The following is a 15962-nucleotide window of genomic DNA, read 5'->3' on the forward strand; positions in this document are numbered from 1 at the left end:
CGCGACGGCACATCCGGACCACGTTCGCATCCGTGCCTGGATGCGTGCCGCGGTACCGGGCGATGGCGACCGGCCGGGCTGTTGAACGGGCATAGGCTTCACTCTCGGTCGAAAAGACAGCGGGGCGACACGCCGCTTGCACGCGCGCGTCGGCAACGGTGTGCATTGTTTCGCGGGATGAAAGTGAGTGACTTGACGACGATCAAGCGCGACCGGGCGATGCTGCGCTGCGACGCCCTGCCGCAGGGCGGCCTGTCGCAGTCTTGACCGCAGGTTCAAGCGCCGTCCGTATAGTTGGCGGCGCTTTCTGCCCATTAGGTGCGCATCATGCTGGATGCCGAGCTTCTGTCGCGAATCCAGTTCGGGTTCGTGGTCTCCTTCCACATTCTTTTCCCCGCATTTTCCATCGGTCTGGCCGCCTGGCTGGTCTTCATCGAGGCCATGTGGCTGCGCAAGCGCACGGATGTTTGGCGTGACCTTTATTTCTTCTGGCTGAAGATTTTCGCCGTCTCGTTCGGCATTGGCGTGGTCACCGGCATCGTCATGAGTTTCCAGTTCGGCACCAACTGGTCAAAGCTTAGCGAAGCGGCCGGCAGCGTGCTGGGACCACTGCTCAATTACGAGGTGCTGACCGCGTTCTTCCTGGAGGCCACCTTCCTGGGCGTGATGCTGTTTGGCTGGAAGCGGGTCAGCCACCGTCTGCACTTCATTGCCACCTGCATGGTCTCGTTGGGCACGTTGATCTCGGCGTTCTGGATCATGTCGGCCAACAGCTGGATGCAGACACCCACCGGTTTTGCCATCCGCCACGGCGTCTATGTGCCCACCGACTGGTGGAAGGTGATCTTCAATCCGGCCCTGCCGCTGAGCTATGCGCACATGGTGCTGGCGGCATTGTTGACCACCAGCATGGTGGTCGGCGGTGTGTCGGCCTGGTATCTGCTGCGCGGCCGCTTTCCCGAACGCTCGCGCTTGATGCTGAAAGCGGCGGTGGGGTTCGTTGCGCTGGCCATTCCGTTGCAGATCTTCGTCGGTGATGCCGCCGGCCAGCAGATTCTGCATACGCAGCCGGCCAAGCTGGCCGCGATCGAGGCCAACTGGACCACCGGCCGCGGGGTGCCGTGGACGTTGTTTGCCTGGCCCGACCCCGAAAACGAAACCAACCACGCGGCCATCGAGATTCCGCGGGTGGGTAGTTTGATCCTGACCCATCAGTGGGATGGCCAAGTGCCGGGGCTGAAAAGCTTCCCGCCTCAGGATCGGCCGCCGGTGGCGCCAACGTTCTTTGCCTTCCGGGTGATGGTGGCGCTGGGCTTTGCCATGCTGGCGCTGGCCTGGTTCGGCGCGTGGCGCTGGTGGCGCGGGCACCTGTTCGACCGGCGCTGGTATCTGCGCCTGTGGCTGTGGCTGTCGCCGGCCGGCTTCATCGCCCTCTTGGCCGGCTGGTACACGCGTGAGATCGGCCGCCAGCCGTGGGTTATCTACGGTTTCATGCGCACCGATCAGGCCTTCAGCGGCGTGCCGCTGGCCAGCGTGGCCATTTCGCTGACCGTCTTCGTATTGGTGTACATGGTGATCTTCGGCTTTGGCCTGCACTATCTGCTGAAGCTGGTGCGTCGCGGGCCGGTGGCCGCGCCGCCACGGCCACACGATGGCGCGCATACGCCTGCTCGTCCGCTGTCGGCGGCGCCGGATGCGGAGGATCTGCCATGAATCTGGACGTTTCCACCGTGTTGCCGGTGATCTGGTTCGCCATCATCGGCTTTGGCGTGATGATGTACGTGTTGCTGGATGGCTTCGTGCTGGGCATCGGGGCGCTGTCGCCGTTCGTCGACGATGAGCACCAGCGCAGCCTGATGATGTCCACCGCCACGCCGATCTGGGACGGCAACGAAACCTGGTTGGTGCTGGGTGCGGCCGGTCTCTATGCCTGCTTTCCCAAGGCCTATGGCGTGATTTTGTCCACGCTCTACCTGCCGGTGCTGATGATGCTGGTGGCGCTGGTGTTTCGCGGTGTGGCCTTCGAGTTCCGCTTCAAGGCGCATGCCACGCGCCACATCTGGGATGTGGCCTTTGCCGCCGGCTCGATTCTGGCCGCGTTCTCTCAAGGCGTGATTCTGGGCGCGCTGGTCAACGGCTTGCCGCTGACGCATGGCGGCGGCCCGGCCGGTGGCGTGCTGGACTGGTATCGCCCGTTCTGCCTGCTGACCGGGGTGGCGGTGGTGTGTGGTTACGCGTTGCTGGGGGCTACCTGGCTGGTATTGAAAACCGAAGGGCGGCTGCAGGCGATTGCCTTTGATCTGACCCGGCCGCTGGCAGTGGGGGTGATCGTGTTCATGCTGCTGGTCAGCGCCTGGCTGCCGTTCCTGCAGACGCACCTGATGCACCGCTGGTTCGACTGGCCCAATTTGTTGTACCTGTCACCTGTGCCGGTGGTCACCGCGGTGGTGGCAATGGCGTTGTGGCGGGCCATTGTGCGCAAGCGCGAGGTGGCGCCGTTCGTGCTGGCGATGGCGCTGTTCGTGCTGGGTTTTATCGGCCTGGCGCTGGGCCTGTGGCCGAATATCGTGCCGCCGGACTTGAGCATCTGGGATGCCGCGGCGCCGCCCAGCTCGCAGGGCTTCACCCTGGTCGGGGCGGCGATCATGATTCCGGTGGTGCTGGTCTACACGGTGTTCTCGTACCGGATTTTCCGCGGCAAGGTGCAGGCCGAGGACAGCTATCACTGAGCCTTGCTGTGATCGCAAGGCGGCAAGGCGGCGAGGCGCGCCAAGACGCCTCGCCGCCTTGCATCGGCGATCAGCCCAGCGCGGCGAAGGCGTCGCGGGTCAGGTTTTCCGGGTCGCCATCGGTGCACACCACATCGTCCTCGATGCGGATGCCGCCGTACTTGCCAAAGCGCGCCACCTTGTCCCAGTTCACCTGCTTGGCAGCCGGGGTTTCTTTCAGCTCACCCAGCAGCATGTCGATGAAGTACAGGCCCGGCTCGATGGTGCAGACCATGCCCGCCTCCAGGCCACGGGTCTGACGCAGGAACGGGTGTTCCTTGGGCTGCGGCACGGTGTCGCCCTTGGCGCTGGCCATGAAACCGCCGACATCGTGCACCTGCAGGCCAATGCTGTGGCCCAGGCCGTGCGGGAAGAAGGTGCGCGTCACGCCCTGTTCTACCGCCGCCTCGGCGCTCATCGAGATGAAGTCGTGCTCGGCCAGCAGCTGGCCGATCATGTGATGGGCCTTGACGTGCAGTTCGCGGTAATCCTGACCCGGACGCACCATGTCGCACAGTTCGCGCTGCAGACGGTTGACGCCATCGATCAGCGGCTGGAATTCGGCGGCCGCCTCGGTGGCGTAGCTGCGCGTGATGTCGCTGGCGTAGCCTGAGCAGCTGGCGCCGGCGTCGATCAGGAAGGTCAGGCTTTCGGCCGGCGGCGTGCGGTCAAAATGCATGTAGTGCAGTACCGCGCCGTGTTCGTTGAGGCCAACGATGGAGTTGTACGGCAGTTCGGCGTCGATCTGCCCTGCCGCCTGCAGGTAGGCCATATGTATGCCCAGTTCGCTTTCGCCGACACGGAAGGCGGTTTCGGCGGCGCGATGCGCCCGCGCACCAATGCGGTTGGCCTGACGCATCAGCACCAGCTCGTACGGGGTCTTGTAGACGCGGTGATAGTGCAGGTAGTCCAGCACCGCCTTGGGGTTGTTCGGCACCATGTCGCCGACCGCGTCGTGGGCCTCGCCGATGACCGCGCAGCGCGCAGGGTCCTTGGGCAGGTGCGCGCGCGCCTCGTCGGCCTCGCGGATGGTGACAATGTCGAACTGGTCGACCCAGTAGCCGGACGGCGCCTCGGGCACTACATGCCAGTAGTCGCGCGGCTGCAGGAACACCAGCTTGGGCTTCTTGCCCGGCGCATAGACCAGCCAGCTGCCGGGGGCATCGATCAGCGGCAGCCAGTGCTTGAAGTGCGGGTGCACGGCAAACGGGTAGTGCATGTCGTCCAGGAACTTCAGCGCCGGCTGGCCGGCCGGCACCACCAGTGCCTCCAGCCCGGCGGCATCCAGCGCCGCGTCGGTACGCTGGCGAAGCGCCTGCAAATGCTGCGGATAGAGGGTGGCAAGTTCGTCGTTCATGGCATGCGTCCCAAGGTATGACAAACCCTCATGGTGCCTGCCTGCGGGCGCTGCGCCAAGGCCTGTGCCCGCCCCGTGGCGGGGATTTCATGGGACATGCACCCGCTTTTTCAGGCCATGTTCACCGGTTGTAGCCAAGCATCCAGTGCCGCTCCGTCGGCATCGTCGATGGCGATGATGCGAAAGCCGGCCCAGTACTGGTCGGGCGCCTCGGCCGGTTCGTGCCATTGCTCTTGCACACCAACGTCGATCGGGCGGCGGCTGCCGTCCGGCTGGCGCAGCTCCAGGCGCAGTTGGTAAATTCCCTCGCTGCTTGGCTGGCGGCGGCTGATCAGCATCAGCCCGGTGCGTGAGAGATTGCCGACCTGGCCGATGGCTTCGCCAGCAATGCTGTCATAGGCGGGCAGCGGGCCGTCGGCGCGCTTGCGTGGGGCACGGCGTTTTTCCTCGCTCATGCCTCGTGTTCCTCGTTTTCGGCCGTGGCCTCCATGGGGGCCGACCAGTGGCGCAGGCCGCGTACCGTCGCTTGCCATGCCCGCTCGACCAGCGAGCCGACGCTGTGATCGGGCAGCTTCACCAGGTCGTTGACCATGTCGCGTGCCAGTTCACGCAGATTACGCCCGTCACAGCGTACGCCGCGGCGATTGACGATCAGACACTGGCCAGTCTCCGGAGAGTGCCAGGCCAGTTTGCGCCGCTGCATACTGTTGTCCGGTTGCAGGCATAACAGCCAGCTGCCGAAGGGCAGGGCGGTCAAGGCATCCAGCGCCGCCAGCGTTCTGGGGGTCAGCGGGGGCTGTCGGCGGATGGCCTCGGCCGCTGCCGCGCCACTGCCGGGGCGACGTTTGAGACGCGCGGCCAGTTCGCTGTCGCTGGGTATCGGCGCGGGTACTGGTGTCTCGCCGGTAGGGTTGCTCGGGCCCGGCAGTTCCGACCCTGCATGGGTATCGGGCGCAGCCGGCTTTGGTTCCCCGGGCAGATCCAGTTGCCGGGTAACCTTGTTGGCGATTTGCCAGGCATCCTGCCCCTGGATACCGACTTGCCCCAGGCCGGAGGCTATCTCGGTACGCAGCTCACGGCGTGCATCGGCGTCGGGTGTCTCGGCCAGGCGCAACAGCTGGTCGGTTACCTGCAAGCGGCGCTGAAATGCCTCGCTGTGTTCGCCCGCACGCAGCAGGGTGAGCGAAAGCACATCGGTCCATGTGTGATTGAGCATGATGCGCAGCAGGCCGTTGGCCTGACCCCGACCGAGACGTTCCCCGATCAGCTCGCGTGCGCGCTGACGTGCCAGTTGAAGGCGCTCGCGTCCCTGGGCAGCCTCGATGTGGCGACGCTCGGCCACTTCGGCACGCCGGCTGAGCGCACGTGTCTGCGCCTCGATTTCACGCCGTGCTTCGTCAAAACGCTCGCTGCGGCCATCGTATTCGTGGGCGACGCGCCGGGTCAGCGCGCGCAACTGGCGGGACAGGGCCGGATCCTCATCATCGCCGCCCAGCCAGCGTGTGCCGGCGTCGACCAGCGTTTCCAGCAGGCGTCGACCTGGGTGTTCCGATTGCACGAAGAAGTTGGGATCGGCCAGTGCGGCGCGCAGCATTGGCACCTGCACGGGGCCCAGCAATTGGCGTGCGCCGGGGCTGGAGCCAAGCTCGCCGGCTAGCTGGCCGAACAGCATCGACATCAGTTCGATGGTGTCATTCTGGCTGCGGCTGAGCCGTGTCGGGGTGCGGCCATCGCCAGACTGGCGCAGCTGCGCGGACAGGTCCTGGCGAATATGTTCCAGGGTGCGTTCGGCCGGTTCGCCGTCGGTTCGCGGCGTAGACCAGTGCAAATGCTGCAAGGCGTCCAGTGCCTGCTGTACCTGCTGATCACTGGCGACCGCTCCGGCAGCGGCCGGTGGCCGCTTGCCCTGCTGGGAACGGCGCTGCTGCAGCAGGCCGCTCAGTTCGTCCAGCCATTGATGGTTCTGTCGTGTTCCCGCCGATGGGCGTGGTGCGTTTTCGGATGTCGCCGCGTGCTGCTCCTGCAACTGGGGTCGCGTATCGGCGGAGCCAGGGCGGCGTGACAGGGCGGCACGCAGGTTGGGCAGCACGCGCTGGCGCAGCAACACCACGTTGGCCTGTTCGTACAGCGGTGCGAAGCGGTCGATAAGCTGCTGCTCGAAAACCCGGTGCATCATGATGCGATGCGCCGACGGCAGATCGAGCACGTCGGTGGCCTCGTGCCAGGCGCCGAGTAGCGCCTTGGGGCCCAAAGGCAGCTCTTCCGGGTCCAGCGGCGAGCAGGCCATCAACGCGGCGCAGCGATAGCCCAGTTCGAACAATGGCATGCTGGCGCGTGCATTGATGCGCGCGGCAATTTCATCGAGCAGCACATGCTCCTCGAACTGTTCCGGGTCGACCAGCGAAAGGCCACCACGGGTCGGGTGATCGATGGCCGGGGCAAGATCGTGATGGCCGGGGTTCTCCACCTGCTCATCCAGCGCCGCGGCAAAACGCTGGGCGATGTGGGAGCGGGCATGCTTGACCATGCGCAGGCTGTGCAGCACCTGTTGCTGATCGGCATTGTTGAAAGACTGATCGGCGCGCCTGAAAAGCTGCTCGCAAAGTTCATCGAGCAGCGCAGGAATATGCGGCTCGATATGGTTCAGGCACAGCGTGCGTAGCTCGCCGAGCATATGGCGCGCGCGTGGGGCTAGTGGCGTGCCGGCCGATGCCGTCGGCGAACGCTCCGTGTCGCGATTCATCCGATCTGTCTCCCCTTCCCTCCCGGCATTGTAAGCCTGCTTGGGGCGACCGCGCATCTATGCCGCAGAGCATTAGTTCAGGAACAGTGCGGTGACGTCGTTGAGCAGGCGTTGGCCCTCGTCGGTCGTGCGCAACCTATGGGCATCGTCCAGCAGCCAGCCACGATCGATGGCCTCGCGGCGTGGTGCCTCGATAGCCGAGAGGTGCAGGCCGGTTCGCGGGCTGAAATCGGCCAGCGGCGTGCCCTCGATCAGGCGCAGCGCATTGAGCATGTATTCAAAGCCGCGTTCGGATTCGGGTACCGGCTGATCGCCGCCGATGCGCGCGGCGTGGTCGGCGGCCTCTTGGTAGGCGCGCGGGTGGCGGGTTTTCCAGCGTCGGCGGATGCCGTCGGCGGCGGTGATCTTGCCGTGTGCGCCGGCGCCGATGGCCAGATAGTCGCCAAAGGTCCAGTAGTTGAGGTTGTGCCGACTGCGCCGGCCATCGCGGGCATAGGCCGACACTTCGTACTGGGCAAAGCCCGCCTCGGCCAGGCGTGCCTGGCAGGCCTCCTGCATGCTCCAGGCATCGTCATCGTCGGGCAGCGGTGGCGGCTTGGCGGCAAACAGTGTGTTCGGCTCCAGCGTCAGCTGGTAATGCGAGATGTGCGCCGGCTCCAGCGCCAGCGCGCGTTCGACATCGGCCAGTGCGCCGACCAGGTCCTGTTCGGGCAGCGCGTACATCAGGTCGATGTTGAAGTTGTCAAAGCCGGCCCGGCGCGCCAGTTGGATGGCCGACTCGGCTTCCGCGGCCGAGTGGATGCGCCCCAGACGGCGCAACTTGGCATCGTCGAAGCTCTGCACGCCGAACGAGAGCCGGTTGACGCCCGCGACAAGGTAGTCAGCGAAACGGCCGTGCTCGACCGTGCCCGGATTGGTCTCCAGCGTGATTTCGACGTCGCTGGCCAACGGCAGTCGTGCCGCTACGCCATCCAGGATGCGTCCGATCAGCGCCGGCGCGAACAGGCTGGGCGTGCCGCCACCGAAGAAGATACTGGTCAGTGCACGCCCGGCAATGGCATCGGCAAAGTCGGCCATGTCGCCATCCAGATCGGCCAGCAGCGTGCGTGTGTAGTCGATATGCGACTCGCCGCCGCGTGTGGCGTGCGAATTGAAGTCGCAGTAAGGGCATTTGCGCACGCACCAGGGGATATGCACGTACAGCGAGAGCGGGGGCGGAACTAGCCGGGTCATGGATTCATTCTACCGGGTGCGGGCTTGACCCGGGTCAAGATGGCGCGCGCGACGCTGGGCGAGCATGGTGACCTTGCTAAAGGACTTAAGGTTTCCAGGCCATGGCGCACGAGCTGTTCAGCAGCGATGAGCACAAGGTGGTGGTGTTCTCCAATCTGGTGCGTGGCGACGATGGCGTGCAGGCCAACCAGTGTCTGGTGGTGCATCAGGGCAAGAGCGCGCTGCTCGATCCGGGCGGGGCGCTGCTGTACACGCCACTGTCGATGGCCATGGCGCCGTACGTGAAGCTGACCGAGCTGACCTACATCCTGGCCTCGCATCAGGACCCGGACATCATTGGTGCCGTCGATCGCTGGCTGCTGTATACGCCAGCCACGGTGTGCTGCTCGCGGTTGTGGGGGCGCTTCGTGCCGCACAGCGTGCCGCATTATCAGTCCAATGCCGGACATGATCGCTATTGCCTGATCCCCGACAAGGGCATGGATCTGCCTCTGGGCGACAGCGTGATCCGTGCGGTGCCGGCGCACTTTCTGCACAGCGTGGGCAATTTCCAGTTCTACGATCCGGTCTCGAAGATTCTTTTCAGCGGCGACCTGGGCGCCTCGATGCAGGGTGATGATTTTGCCCCGGTCACCGATTTTGATGCGCACATTCCCGGCATGCTGGGTTTTCACCAGCGCTACATGGGTTCGAACCGGATCTGCCGCTTGTGGGCACGCATGGCCAGGCAGCTGGATATCGACACCATCGTGCCGCAGCACGGCCGGCCGTTCATCGGGCCGGCCATGGTCAAGCGCTTCATCGACTGGGTCGAGCAGCTTGAATGCGGCATCGACCTGATGGGGCCGTCCGACTACGCGGTGTGATCTCGCAGCCAGGCGTCGATGTCGCCACGCAGGCAGGCCAGGGCGCGGGCACGATGGCTGAGGCGATTCTTGCGCGCGGGCGACATTTCGGCCGCGCTTTCCTCGTGGCCATCGGGCAAAAACAGCGGGTCGTAGCCGAAGCCGCCGTCGCCGCGCTCGGCCTCCAGAATGCTGCCGTGCCAGCGACCTTCGGCAATCAGCGGTGCCGGGTCGTGGGCATGACGCAGCAGCACCAGGGTGCAGATGAAAAACGCCTGGCGGCGCCCGGCCGGCACGCCCTGCATCTCTTCCAGCAGGCGCAGGCGGTTGGCTTCGGCATCGCCATGACGGCCAGCGTAGCGGGCCGAGTACAAGCCCGGTTCGTTGTCCAACGCCGCCACGCACAGGCCCGAGTCGTCGGCCAGAGCCGGTCGACCGGTGGCACGCGCCGCGTGGCGGGCCTTGATCAGTGCGTTTTCGACGAAGGTCAGGCCGGTTTCCTCGGCATCGTCGACGCCAAGGTCGGCCTGCACTGTCAGCTCAAGACCGGTATCGGAAAGCAGGTCGGAAAGTTCGTCGAGCTTGCCGCGATTGCCGCTGGCCAGAACCAGTTTCATGCCGCTACCTCCAGCAGATCCCATGGGTTGCCGTACAGATCCTCGAACACCGCCACGGTGCCGTAGGCCTCGTGACGTGGCGCCTCGCGAAAATGCACGCCGGCCTCGCGCATGTGTGCATGATCGCGGGCAAAGTCGTCGGTGTGCAGGAAGAACACCACCCGTCCACCGGCCTGGCGTCCGACCGCGGCCTGTTGTTGTTCGCCGTCGGCGCGTGCCAGCAGCAGGCCGCCGCCCGGCGCTGCGGCAGGTGTCACCACCACCCAGCGTTTGCCGGCGCCAAGATCGGTATCGGCTTCCAGCGTAAAGCCCAGCGCGCCGGTGAAGAAAGCGATGGCCTCGTCGTAGTCACGCACCAGCAGTGTGCTGAGCGCCAGGCGTCGCATGCCCGCCATGGCTTTAATGCCCCGGGTGAGGCGTGTTAAGTGCCTGGCGCTGCAACTGCACCAGCTCGGCGACGCCCTTCTCGGCCAGGCCCAGCAGGCCGTCCAGCTCGTCGCGGCGGAACGCATGACCTTCGGCCGTGCCTTGCAGCTCGATGAAGCCGCCGCCATCGTTCATGACCACGTTCATGTCGGTGTCGCAGTTGGAATCCTCGGCGTAGTCCAGGTCCAGCACCGGCACGCCCTGGTATACGCCCACCGAGACCGCTGCCACGGCGCCGAAGATCGGGCTGCGCTTCAAATGATGGCGTTTCATCAGCACCTCGACGGCATCGACCAAGGCCACGTAGGCGCCGGTGATGGCCGCCGTACGGGTGCCGCCGTCGGCCTGGATCACGTCGCAATCGAGCGTGATCACGCGCTCGCCCAGCGCCGCGCGGTCCACGCAGGCGCGCAGGCTGCGGCCGATCAGACGCTGGATTTCCATGGTGCGGCCGCCCTGACCGCCGCGCGCCGCTTCACGCTGCATGCGGCTGTTGGTGGCGCGCGGCAGCATGCCGTATTCGGCGGTGACCCAGCCTTCGCCCTTGCCGCGCAGCCAGGCCGGCACGCGCTCTTCGATGCTGGCCGTGCACAGCACGCGAGTGTCGCCGAAGCTGACCAGCACCGAGCCCTCGGCGTGGCGGGTGTAGCCGCGTTCGATGCTGATCGGGCGCAGTTGGTCGGCGGCGCGGCCGCTGGGGCGCGAGAACGAAGTCATCAGATACCTCTTTGCATGCTGGCGTGGATTCAGTGCGGCGCAACCAGCCCTGCGCCGTGGTTCTGGCGCAGCCGGTGCGGCCGTCACGGGGCCGATGCTTGGGATCGGCGGGGCCGGCAGTTTACCATTAGCCTCTTTTTTATCGCTTGGAGTGCGCATGATCCGCAGCATGACCGCCTATGCCTCGGCGGAAGCGTCCGGCCCGCTCGGAACGCTGGTGTGCGAGTTGCGCACGGTCAACCATCGCTATCTGGAGCAGAGCCCGCGCTTGCCCGACGAGCTGCGCCGCTTTGAATCGACCCTGCGCGAGCGCGTGGCCGCACGCCTGTCACGCGGCAAGGTCGACATCACCGTGCGCGTGCGCAGCGAGGATCGCGCCGATGCACTGGAAGTGGACGAAGCCCAGCTCACGCGTCTGGCAGGTCTGGCCGCGCAGCTCAACAAGCGTTTCCCGAAGCTGGACGTCAGCCTGACCGAGCTGCTGCGATTCCCCGGCGTGATGCGTCAGCCCTCGGTGGACGCCGATGCGCTGGAAGCGGCGCTGGTCGACGTGCTGGAGGAGGCATTGACGGCGCTGGCCGACAGCCGTGGCCGCGAGGGCAGCAAGCTGGCGGCGATCATCGGCGAACGCCTGGATGGCATCGAGGCCATCGTCGCGCAGGTGCGCGAGTGGCTGCCGACCATCCGCGAGGCACTGCGTGCCAAGCTGGAAGGGCGTCTGGCCGACATCAAGGCGCCGGTCGAGCCTGGCCGTATCGAGCAGGAACTGGTGATGCAGCTGTCGCGCATGGATGTGGACGAGGAGCTCGATCGCCTCGGCGCGCATATCAGCGAGGCACGTCGCATTCTGGCGCTGGACGAGCCGGTCGGGCGCCGTCTGGACTTTTTGATGCAGGAGTTCAACCGCGAGGCCAACACCCTGGGCTCCAAGTCGGTGGACACGCGCACCACCAACGCCGCGGTTGAGCTGAAGGTGCTCATCGAGCAGATGCGCGAGCAGGTGCAGAACATCGAATGAGCCACGCACACCGCCACGGCACCCTGTTCATCGTTGCTGCGCCGTCCGGTGCCGGCAAGTCCACGCTGGTCAACGCGCTGCTCGAGCGTGAGCCGGACATCTCGCTGTCGATCTCGCACACCACGCGTCCGCCGCGCCCGGGCGAAAGCTACGGCCGCCACTACTACTTTGTCGAACGCGCCGATTTCGAGCGCGAGATTGCCGAGGGCATCTTCCTGGAGCACGCCGAAGTGCACGGCAATCTGTACGGCACCTCGCGCACCATGGTGCAGGAACTGCTGTCGGCCGGGCGCGATGTGCTGCTGGAAATCGACTGGCAGGGCGCGCAGCAGATTCGTGCCAAGGCCGAATGCGTGAGCGTGTTCATCCTGCCGCCCTCGCGCGCCGAGCTGGAGCGTCGCCTGCGCGGCCGCGGTTCGGATGCACCGGACGTGATCGAGCGCCGCCTGCGCAATTCGCGCGAGGAGATTGCCCACGCGCACGAGTTCGACCACATCCTGGTCAACGACGATTTCGAGCAGGCGCTCGATGAGCTGCAGAGCATTGTGCACGCCGTGCGTGAAGGCCGTGGCAGCGCCGGTGACCGCCACCAGGTCTTGATCGACGAATTGCTCGACGCCGGGCACGGATAAACACGGCGTGTCAGCCGGCGAATGTGGGAAGCCGGCGCCGCTGTGATGACGCATGGTTACAAAATGGTAAGCCCAAGGACGCGTGCAATGAGCATGGGCAAGTCAGTGGCGGTGCCGCCCATGTCGGTCAGCGCGACGGAGGCTGGCGCGGTGGCGCACGCCCCCAGCCGCCATCAGGCCGGCACCGATCACGGTTGTTTCTGCACGTTCCGGAACCAGGGTGGCGCGATGACGCTTGGGCCCTCTGAGCGCAGTCACACGTGCCGGCACAATATACGCAACTACATCGCCGGCATGGGCCGTAAGCACGGTGGCCGCCGCGCCATCCATTTTTCCGGCGCCTTCGCCGGCTCGGCACCGGCTACCTGGCGATCTCCGGCTGGACCCGGCATCCGCTGGTCGGGTACGACCTCGTCGAGGATCATGGCGACTGGACGTCGCCTGAGGGCAGGCCCATTGGCACCATCACCTCTGGTCATCACTTCGATGCGTGGACGAAGCCGGGCATGAAGCTGGGTACTTTCGACGACATAATCGTGGAAACCGAGGGTGACCACAGCAGTGGCCATGCGCATATCGCGGTGGGTCAGGACGTTGTTCGTTCGCCAACGCCCTGCGATGAAATTCACCAGAGCGGCGCAAATCGTCGCCCGCAGCCGAACACTGCGTCGCGTCCACGGCTCTAGCCGTCCACGCCAAGCTCGGATACCTTAGCCCGCTATGACCGATCATTCCGATCTTCGCCAGGCCGCCGACGAGGCCGCCGCCGCGGTACAGATCCGTGGCCTGACCACGGTGCTGAACGGCAAGACCATCTTCGATGCGCTGGATCTGGATATCCCGCGCGGCAAGGTGACCGCCATCATGGGCCCCAGCGGCACCGGCAAGACCACCCTGCTCAAGCACATCACCGGACAAATGCGTGGTGATGCGGGCCAGGTTCTGGTGGATGGGCAGAACGTGCCCAAGCTTTCACGCGAAAAGCTGTTTCGCCTGCGCGAGGGGATCGGCTTCCTGTTCCAGAATTCGGCGCTGCTGACCGATTTCGACGTGTTCGAGAATGTCGCCTTCCCACTGCGCCAGCACACCCGGCTGCCGGAAGTGCTGATCCGCGACATCGTGCTGACCAAGCTGCAGGCAGTGGGTCTGCGCGGGGCGGCCAAGCTCATGCCCAGCGAGCTGTCCGGCGGCATGGCCCGCCGCGTGGCGCTGGCGCGTGCCATCGTGTTTGATCCCAAGCTGATTCTTTACGATGAGCCGTTCGTGGGCCTGGACCCGATTGCGCTCAATCAGGTGCTGAAGCTGATCCGTACCTTGAACGAAACGCTGGGCATCACCAGTGTGCTGGTGGCCCACGAGCTTTCCGCCGTGCAGCAAGTGGCCGACCACATCTACCTGATCGCCAACGGCAAGGTGGTGGCCGACGGCAAGCCCGCGGACATTGCGCAGGACGGCTCGCCCTGGACCGGCCAGTTTTTTGGTGGCCAGGCCGACGGTCCGGTGCCGTTCCATTACCCGGCCGGTGACTACGCCACCGAGCTGGGTCTTGCAGGAGACGCTTCATGAGCGCACAGGCGCCCCGCCGCAATTTCCTGGCCGACGGTCTGGCGCAGATCGGCGACGCCGGCCTGTTTCTGCCGGCGCTGCTGGCCGCACTGCCGCGCAGCTTCCGCTATTTCCGCGAAACCGTGCGCCAGCTGTGGTTCGTCGGTGCCATGAGCCTGACCATCATCATGACCTGCGGCTTGTTCGTGGGCATGGTGCTGGCCTTGCAGCTGTATCACGTGTTGTCGATTTTCGGCGGTACCTCGTCCACCGGCACGGTGGTGGCGCTGGCGGTGTTCCGCGAGCTGGGCCCGGTGGTCACGGCATTGCTGTTTGCCGGCCGCGCGGGTACCTCGATCACCGCCGAGATTGGTCTGATGCGCGCCACCGACCAGCTTTCGGCCATGGAAATGATGGCGGTGGACCCTATGGCCTACGTCGCCACGCCGCGCTTTCTGGCCGGTATCATCGCTATGCCGCTGCTGTGCTCGGTGTTCAGCCTGCTGGCCATTCTTGGCGGGCATCTGGTGGGCGTGACCTGGCTGGGCATCGACAACGGCACCTTCTGGTCGAACATGACCGCCAATGTGGATGTCTGGAAGGATGTCATTGACGGCATGCTCTGGAAGGGCCTGGCGTTCGGCGGCGTGGTCTCGCTGATCGCCGTGCACCAGGGCTACACCACACCACCGACTAGCGAGGGCGTGGCCTATGCCACCACCCGCACCGTGGTCGCCTCCTCCATCGCCATTCTGGCGATCGATTTCGTGCTGACCGCCTTCCTGATGTGATGGCGGCCGGCTGCATGCTTTTTTCCCTTTCCGTTTTCCGCTTACTGAGGACCGTGCCGTGACCCAGAGACGCTCCTACGCCGTCGGCACCGGCTTGTTTATCGTGCTCGGCTTTCTGGCGTTGGCCTATCTCGCCACGCAGACCACTTCGCTGGCCAATTTCGACGAGGGTTCGACCTACGACCTCAAGGCCCGCTTCACCAACATCGGTCAGCTCAAGGACCGCGCGCCGGTGAAGATGGCCGGTGTGCGCATCGGTTCGGTCAAGTCGATTCAATTTGAGAACGACAAGCTCGATGCGCTGGTCACCATCAGCGTGGACAAGCGCTTCGACCAGATTCCCGATGACTCATCGGCGGCGGTATTAACCAGTGGTTTATTGGGCGATCAATACATTGGCATCCAGCCGGGTGGTTCGCCGCAGAACCTCAAGAACGGCGACACCTTCATCCTGACGCAGTCGGCCATGCAGCTGGAAGACCTGATCGGCAAGTTCCTGGTCAATGGCAATGGCGACAAGAAGAGCGGTGATGCCGACAGCGCCAGCAAGCCTGCCCCGGACGCCGGCCAGTAAGCCGGCGCTCCATCCCCCTAGGAGAACTTCCCCATGATGTTGCGTACCCTGGCCATGGCCTCTGTGATGGCGCTCGTCGGCGCGTTCGTGCCGATGCGCGCGAAGGCACAAGACAGCAGCGGTGTGAAAACGCCCGAGCAGGTGGTGAAAACCATTGCCAATGACCTTGGCAAGGCCATTGATGGCCACCGTGCCGAGCTGAAGGCCAACAAGGAAAAGTTGATCCAGGTGATCGACAAGGTCTTCCTGCCGCACTTTGACATCGACTACGCCTCGATCCTGGTGCTGGGTCGTCATGCCCGGCAGGCCACGCCCGAGCAGCGTGAGCGCTTTGCCAAGGCGTTCTACAACTCCATCACCCATCGCTACGCCGAGGGCCTGCTCAACTACACCCGAGGGTCGGTGAAGGTGTTGCCTTTCAAGGGCAGCCTGGACGATCGCCGCAGCATCGTGCGCACCCAGGTAGTGCTCGATGACGGCAAGACCGTGTCAGTCGACTACGCGTTCCGCAAGACCAGTGGTGGCCAGTGGAAAGCCTACGATGTGATCATCGAGGGTATTTCCTACATCACCAACTATCGTGCGCAGGTCGACGCCGAAATCCGCAAGGAAGGCATCGACGGCCTGATCAAGCGCCTGGAAACCCAGGGCGATCAGGTGCTCAAGGACATGTCCAAGGAAAGCAAGTAAACGGCC

Annotated in this window: 16 protein-coding genes; 9 read left to right on the forward strand and 7 right to left on the reverse strand. The window is 65.1% G+C overall.

Annotated features, from left to right (window positions below; genetic code table 11):
* Positions 1-330: 330 nt before the first annotated feature.
* Together HBF24_RS03700 and cydB are read left to right on the forward strand one after the other, a co-directional pair.
* A complete protein-coding gene (locus HBF24_RS03700; RefSeq protein WP_167170013.1) occupies positions 331-1713 on the forward strand; it encodes a cytochrome ubiquinol oxidase subunit I in 1383 nt (460 codons plus the stop codon).
* Positions 1714-1715: 2 nt separating this feature from the next.
* Positions 1716-2729 (forward strand): cytochrome d ubiquinol oxidase subunit II, encoded by a 1014-nt coding sequence (gene cydB, locus HBF24_RS03705; protein WP_167170016.1) that lies wholly within the window; start codon positions 1716-1718, stop codon positions 2727-2729.
* Between the two features lie 70 nt (positions 2730-2799).
* Here the strand turns inward: cydB and pepQ are convergent, their stop codons facing one another.
* The 4 genes from pepQ to hemW all read right to left on the reverse strand — a co-directional run bounded on the left by pepQ (position 2800) and on the right by hemW (position 8101).
* Entirely contained in the window at positions 2800-4125 is a 1326-nt protein-coding gene (gene pepQ / locus HBF24_RS03710) for a Xaa-Pro dipeptidase (protein WP_167169184.1), read from the reverse strand.
* A 110-nt stretch (positions 4126-4235) separates the two neighbouring features.
* The gene (locus HBF24_RS03715) at positions 4236-4580 is read right to left on the reverse strand and encodes a PilZ domain-containing protein (protein WP_167169187.1); all 345 of its coding nucleotides are present in this window, start codon (positions 4578-4580) and stop codon (positions 4236-4238) included.
* Positions 4577-6868 carry a DUF1631 family protein gene (locus tag HBF24_RS03720; protein ID WP_167169190.1) on the reverse strand — a complete coding sequence of 764 codons (2292 nt, stop codon included), beginning with the start codon at positions 6866-6868 and terminating at the stop codon, positions 4577-4579. The genes HBF24_RS03715 and HBF24_RS03720 overlap by 4 nt, the downstream gene beginning before the upstream one ends.
* Positions 6869-6940: 72 nt before the next feature.
* Positions 6941-8101 carry a radical SAM family heme chaperone HemW gene (hemW, locus tag HBF24_RS03725; protein WP_167169192.1) on the reverse strand — a complete coding sequence of 387 codons (1161 nt, stop codon included), beginning with the start codon at positions 8099-8101 and terminating at the stop codon, positions 6941-6943.
* A 101-nt stretch (positions 8102-8202) separates the two neighbouring features.
* Between hemW and HBF24_RS03730 the strand changes: the two genes are divergently transcribed.
* Positions 8203-8967: an MBL fold metallo-hydrolase gene (locus HBF24_RS03730; protein ID WP_167169195.1), complete on the forward strand. Its 765-nt coding sequence runs from the start codon at positions 8203-8205 to the stop codon at positions 8965-8967.
* On the opposite strand, the gene rdgB is transcribed toward HBF24_RS03730, so the two are convergent.
* The 3 genes from rdgB to rph are packed head-to-tail and all read right to left on the reverse strand — an operon-like array spanning position 8955 to position 10706.
* Entirely contained in the window at positions 8955-9563 is a 609-nt protein-coding gene (gene rdgB / locus HBF24_RS03735; RefSeq protein WP_167169198.1) for an RdgB/HAM1 family non-canonical purine NTP pyrophosphatase, read from the reverse strand. The two genes, HBF24_RS03730 and rdgB, sit on opposite strands and share 13 nt — an antisense overlap.
* Positions 9560-9958, reverse strand: a complete 399-nt coding sequence (locus HBF24_RS03740) for a VOC family protein (protein ID WP_240922177.1) — start codon at positions 9956-9958, stop codon at positions 9560-9562. Before HBF24_RS03740 ends, rdgB begins: the two co-directional genes overlap by 4 nt.
* Positions 9959-9962: 4 nt before the next feature.
* Positions 9963-10706, reverse strand: coding sequence for a ribonuclease PH (gene rph / locus HBF24_RS03745; protein ID WP_167169201.1), 744 nt, complete (start codon positions 10704-10706; stop codon positions 9963-9965).
* Positions 10707-10863: 157 nt separating this feature from the next.
* Between rph and HBF24_RS03750 the strand changes: the two genes are divergently transcribed.
* The 6 genes from HBF24_RS03750 (at position 10864) to HBF24_RS03780 (ending at position 15956) form a co-directional block, all read left to right on the forward strand.
* Positions 10864-11724, forward strand: coding sequence for a YicC/YloC family endoribonuclease (locus HBF24_RS03750; RefSeq protein ID WP_167169204.1), 861 nt, complete (start codon positions 10864-10866; stop codon positions 11722-11724).
* Entirely contained in the window at positions 11721-12356 is a 636-nt protein-coding gene (gmk, locus tag HBF24_RS03755) for a guanylate kinase (RefSeq protein ID WP_167169206.1), read from the forward strand. The genes HBF24_RS03750 and gmk overlap by 4 nt, the downstream gene beginning before the upstream one ends.
* Positions 12357-13076: 720 nt before the next feature.
* Positions 13077-13922, forward strand: a complete 846-nt coding sequence (locus HBF24_RS03765; protein WP_167169208.1) for an ABC transporter ATP-binding protein — start codon at positions 13077-13079, stop codon at positions 13920-13922.
* Positions 13919-14692: a lipid asymmetry maintenance ABC transporter permease subunit MlaE gene (mlaE, locus tag HBF24_RS03770; protein ID WP_167169211.1), complete on the forward strand. Its 774-nt coding sequence runs from the start codon at positions 13919-13921 to the stop codon at positions 14690-14692. Before HBF24_RS03765 ends, mlaE begins: the two co-directional genes overlap by 4 nt.
* Positions 14693-14750: 58 nt before the next feature.
* Positions 14751-15266, forward strand: a complete 516-nt coding sequence (gene mlaD / locus HBF24_RS03775; protein ID WP_167169213.1) for an outer membrane lipid asymmetry maintenance protein MlaD — start codon at positions 14751-14753, stop codon at positions 15264-15266.
* A gap of 36 nt (positions 15267-15302) precedes the next feature.
* Complete coding sequence (locus tag HBF24_RS03780) at positions 15303-15956, forward strand: ABC transporter substrate-binding protein (protein ID WP_167170025.1); 654 nt, start codon at positions 15303-15305, stop codon at positions 15954-15956.
* Positions 15957-15962 lie beyond the last annotated feature (6 nt).

The organism is Oleiagrimonas sp. C23AA (genome assembly GCF_011759385.1).
Classification (GTDB): domain Bacteria; phylum Pseudomonadota; class Gammaproteobacteria; order Xanthomonadales; family Rhodanobacteraceae; genus Oleiagrimonas.

Coding starts and splice junctions, on each gene's coding strand:
- pepQ (WP_167169184.1), bottom strand. CDS start 4,125: ATGAACGACGAACTTGCCACCCTCTATCCGCAGCATTTGCAGGCGCTT.
- HBF24_RS03715 (WP_167169187.1), bottom strand. CDS start 4,580: ATGAGCGAGGAAAAACGCCGTGCCCCACGCAAGCGCGCCGACGGCCCG.
- HBF24_RS03720 (WP_167169190.1), bottom strand. CDS start 6,868: ATGAATCGCGACACGGAGCGTTCGCCGACGGCATCGGCCGGCACGCCA.
- hemW (WP_167169192.1), bottom strand. CDS start 8,101: ATGACCCGGCTAGTTCCGCCCCCGCTCTCGCTGTACGTGCATATCCCC.
- HBF24_RS03730 (WP_167169195.1), top strand. CDS start 8,203: ATGGCGCACGAGCTGTTCAGCAGCGATGAGCACAAGGTGGTGGTGTTC.
- rdgB (WP_167169198.1), bottom strand. CDS start 9,563: ATGAAACTGGTTCTGGCCAGCGGCAATCGCGGCAAGCTCGACGAACTT.
- HBF24_RS03740 (WP_240922177.1), bottom strand. CDS start 9,958: ATGGCGGGCATGCGACGCCTGGCGCTCAGCACACTGCTGGTGCGTGAC.
- rph (WP_167169201.1), bottom strand. CDS start 10,706: ATGACTTCGTTCTCGCGCCCCAGCGGCCGCGCCGCCGACCAACTGCGC.
- HBF24_RS03750 (WP_167169204.1), top strand. CDS start 10,864: ATGATCCGCAGCATGACCGCCTATGCCTCGGCGGAAGCGTCCGGCCCG.
- gmk (WP_167169206.1), top strand. CDS start 11,721: ATGAGCCACGCACACCGCCACGGCACCCTGTTCATCGTTGCTGCGCCG.
- HBF24_RS03765 (WP_167169208.1), top strand. CDS start 13,077: ATGACCGATCATTCCGATCTTCGCCAGGCCGCCGACGAGGCCGCCGCC.
- mlaE (WP_167169211.1), top strand. CDS start 13,919: ATGAGCGCACAGGCGCCCCGCCGCAATTTCCTGGCCGACGGTCTGGCG.
- HBF24_RS03780 (WP_167170025.1), top strand. CDS start 15,303: ATGTTGCGTACCCTGGCCATGGCCTCTGTGATGGCGCTCGTCGGCGCG.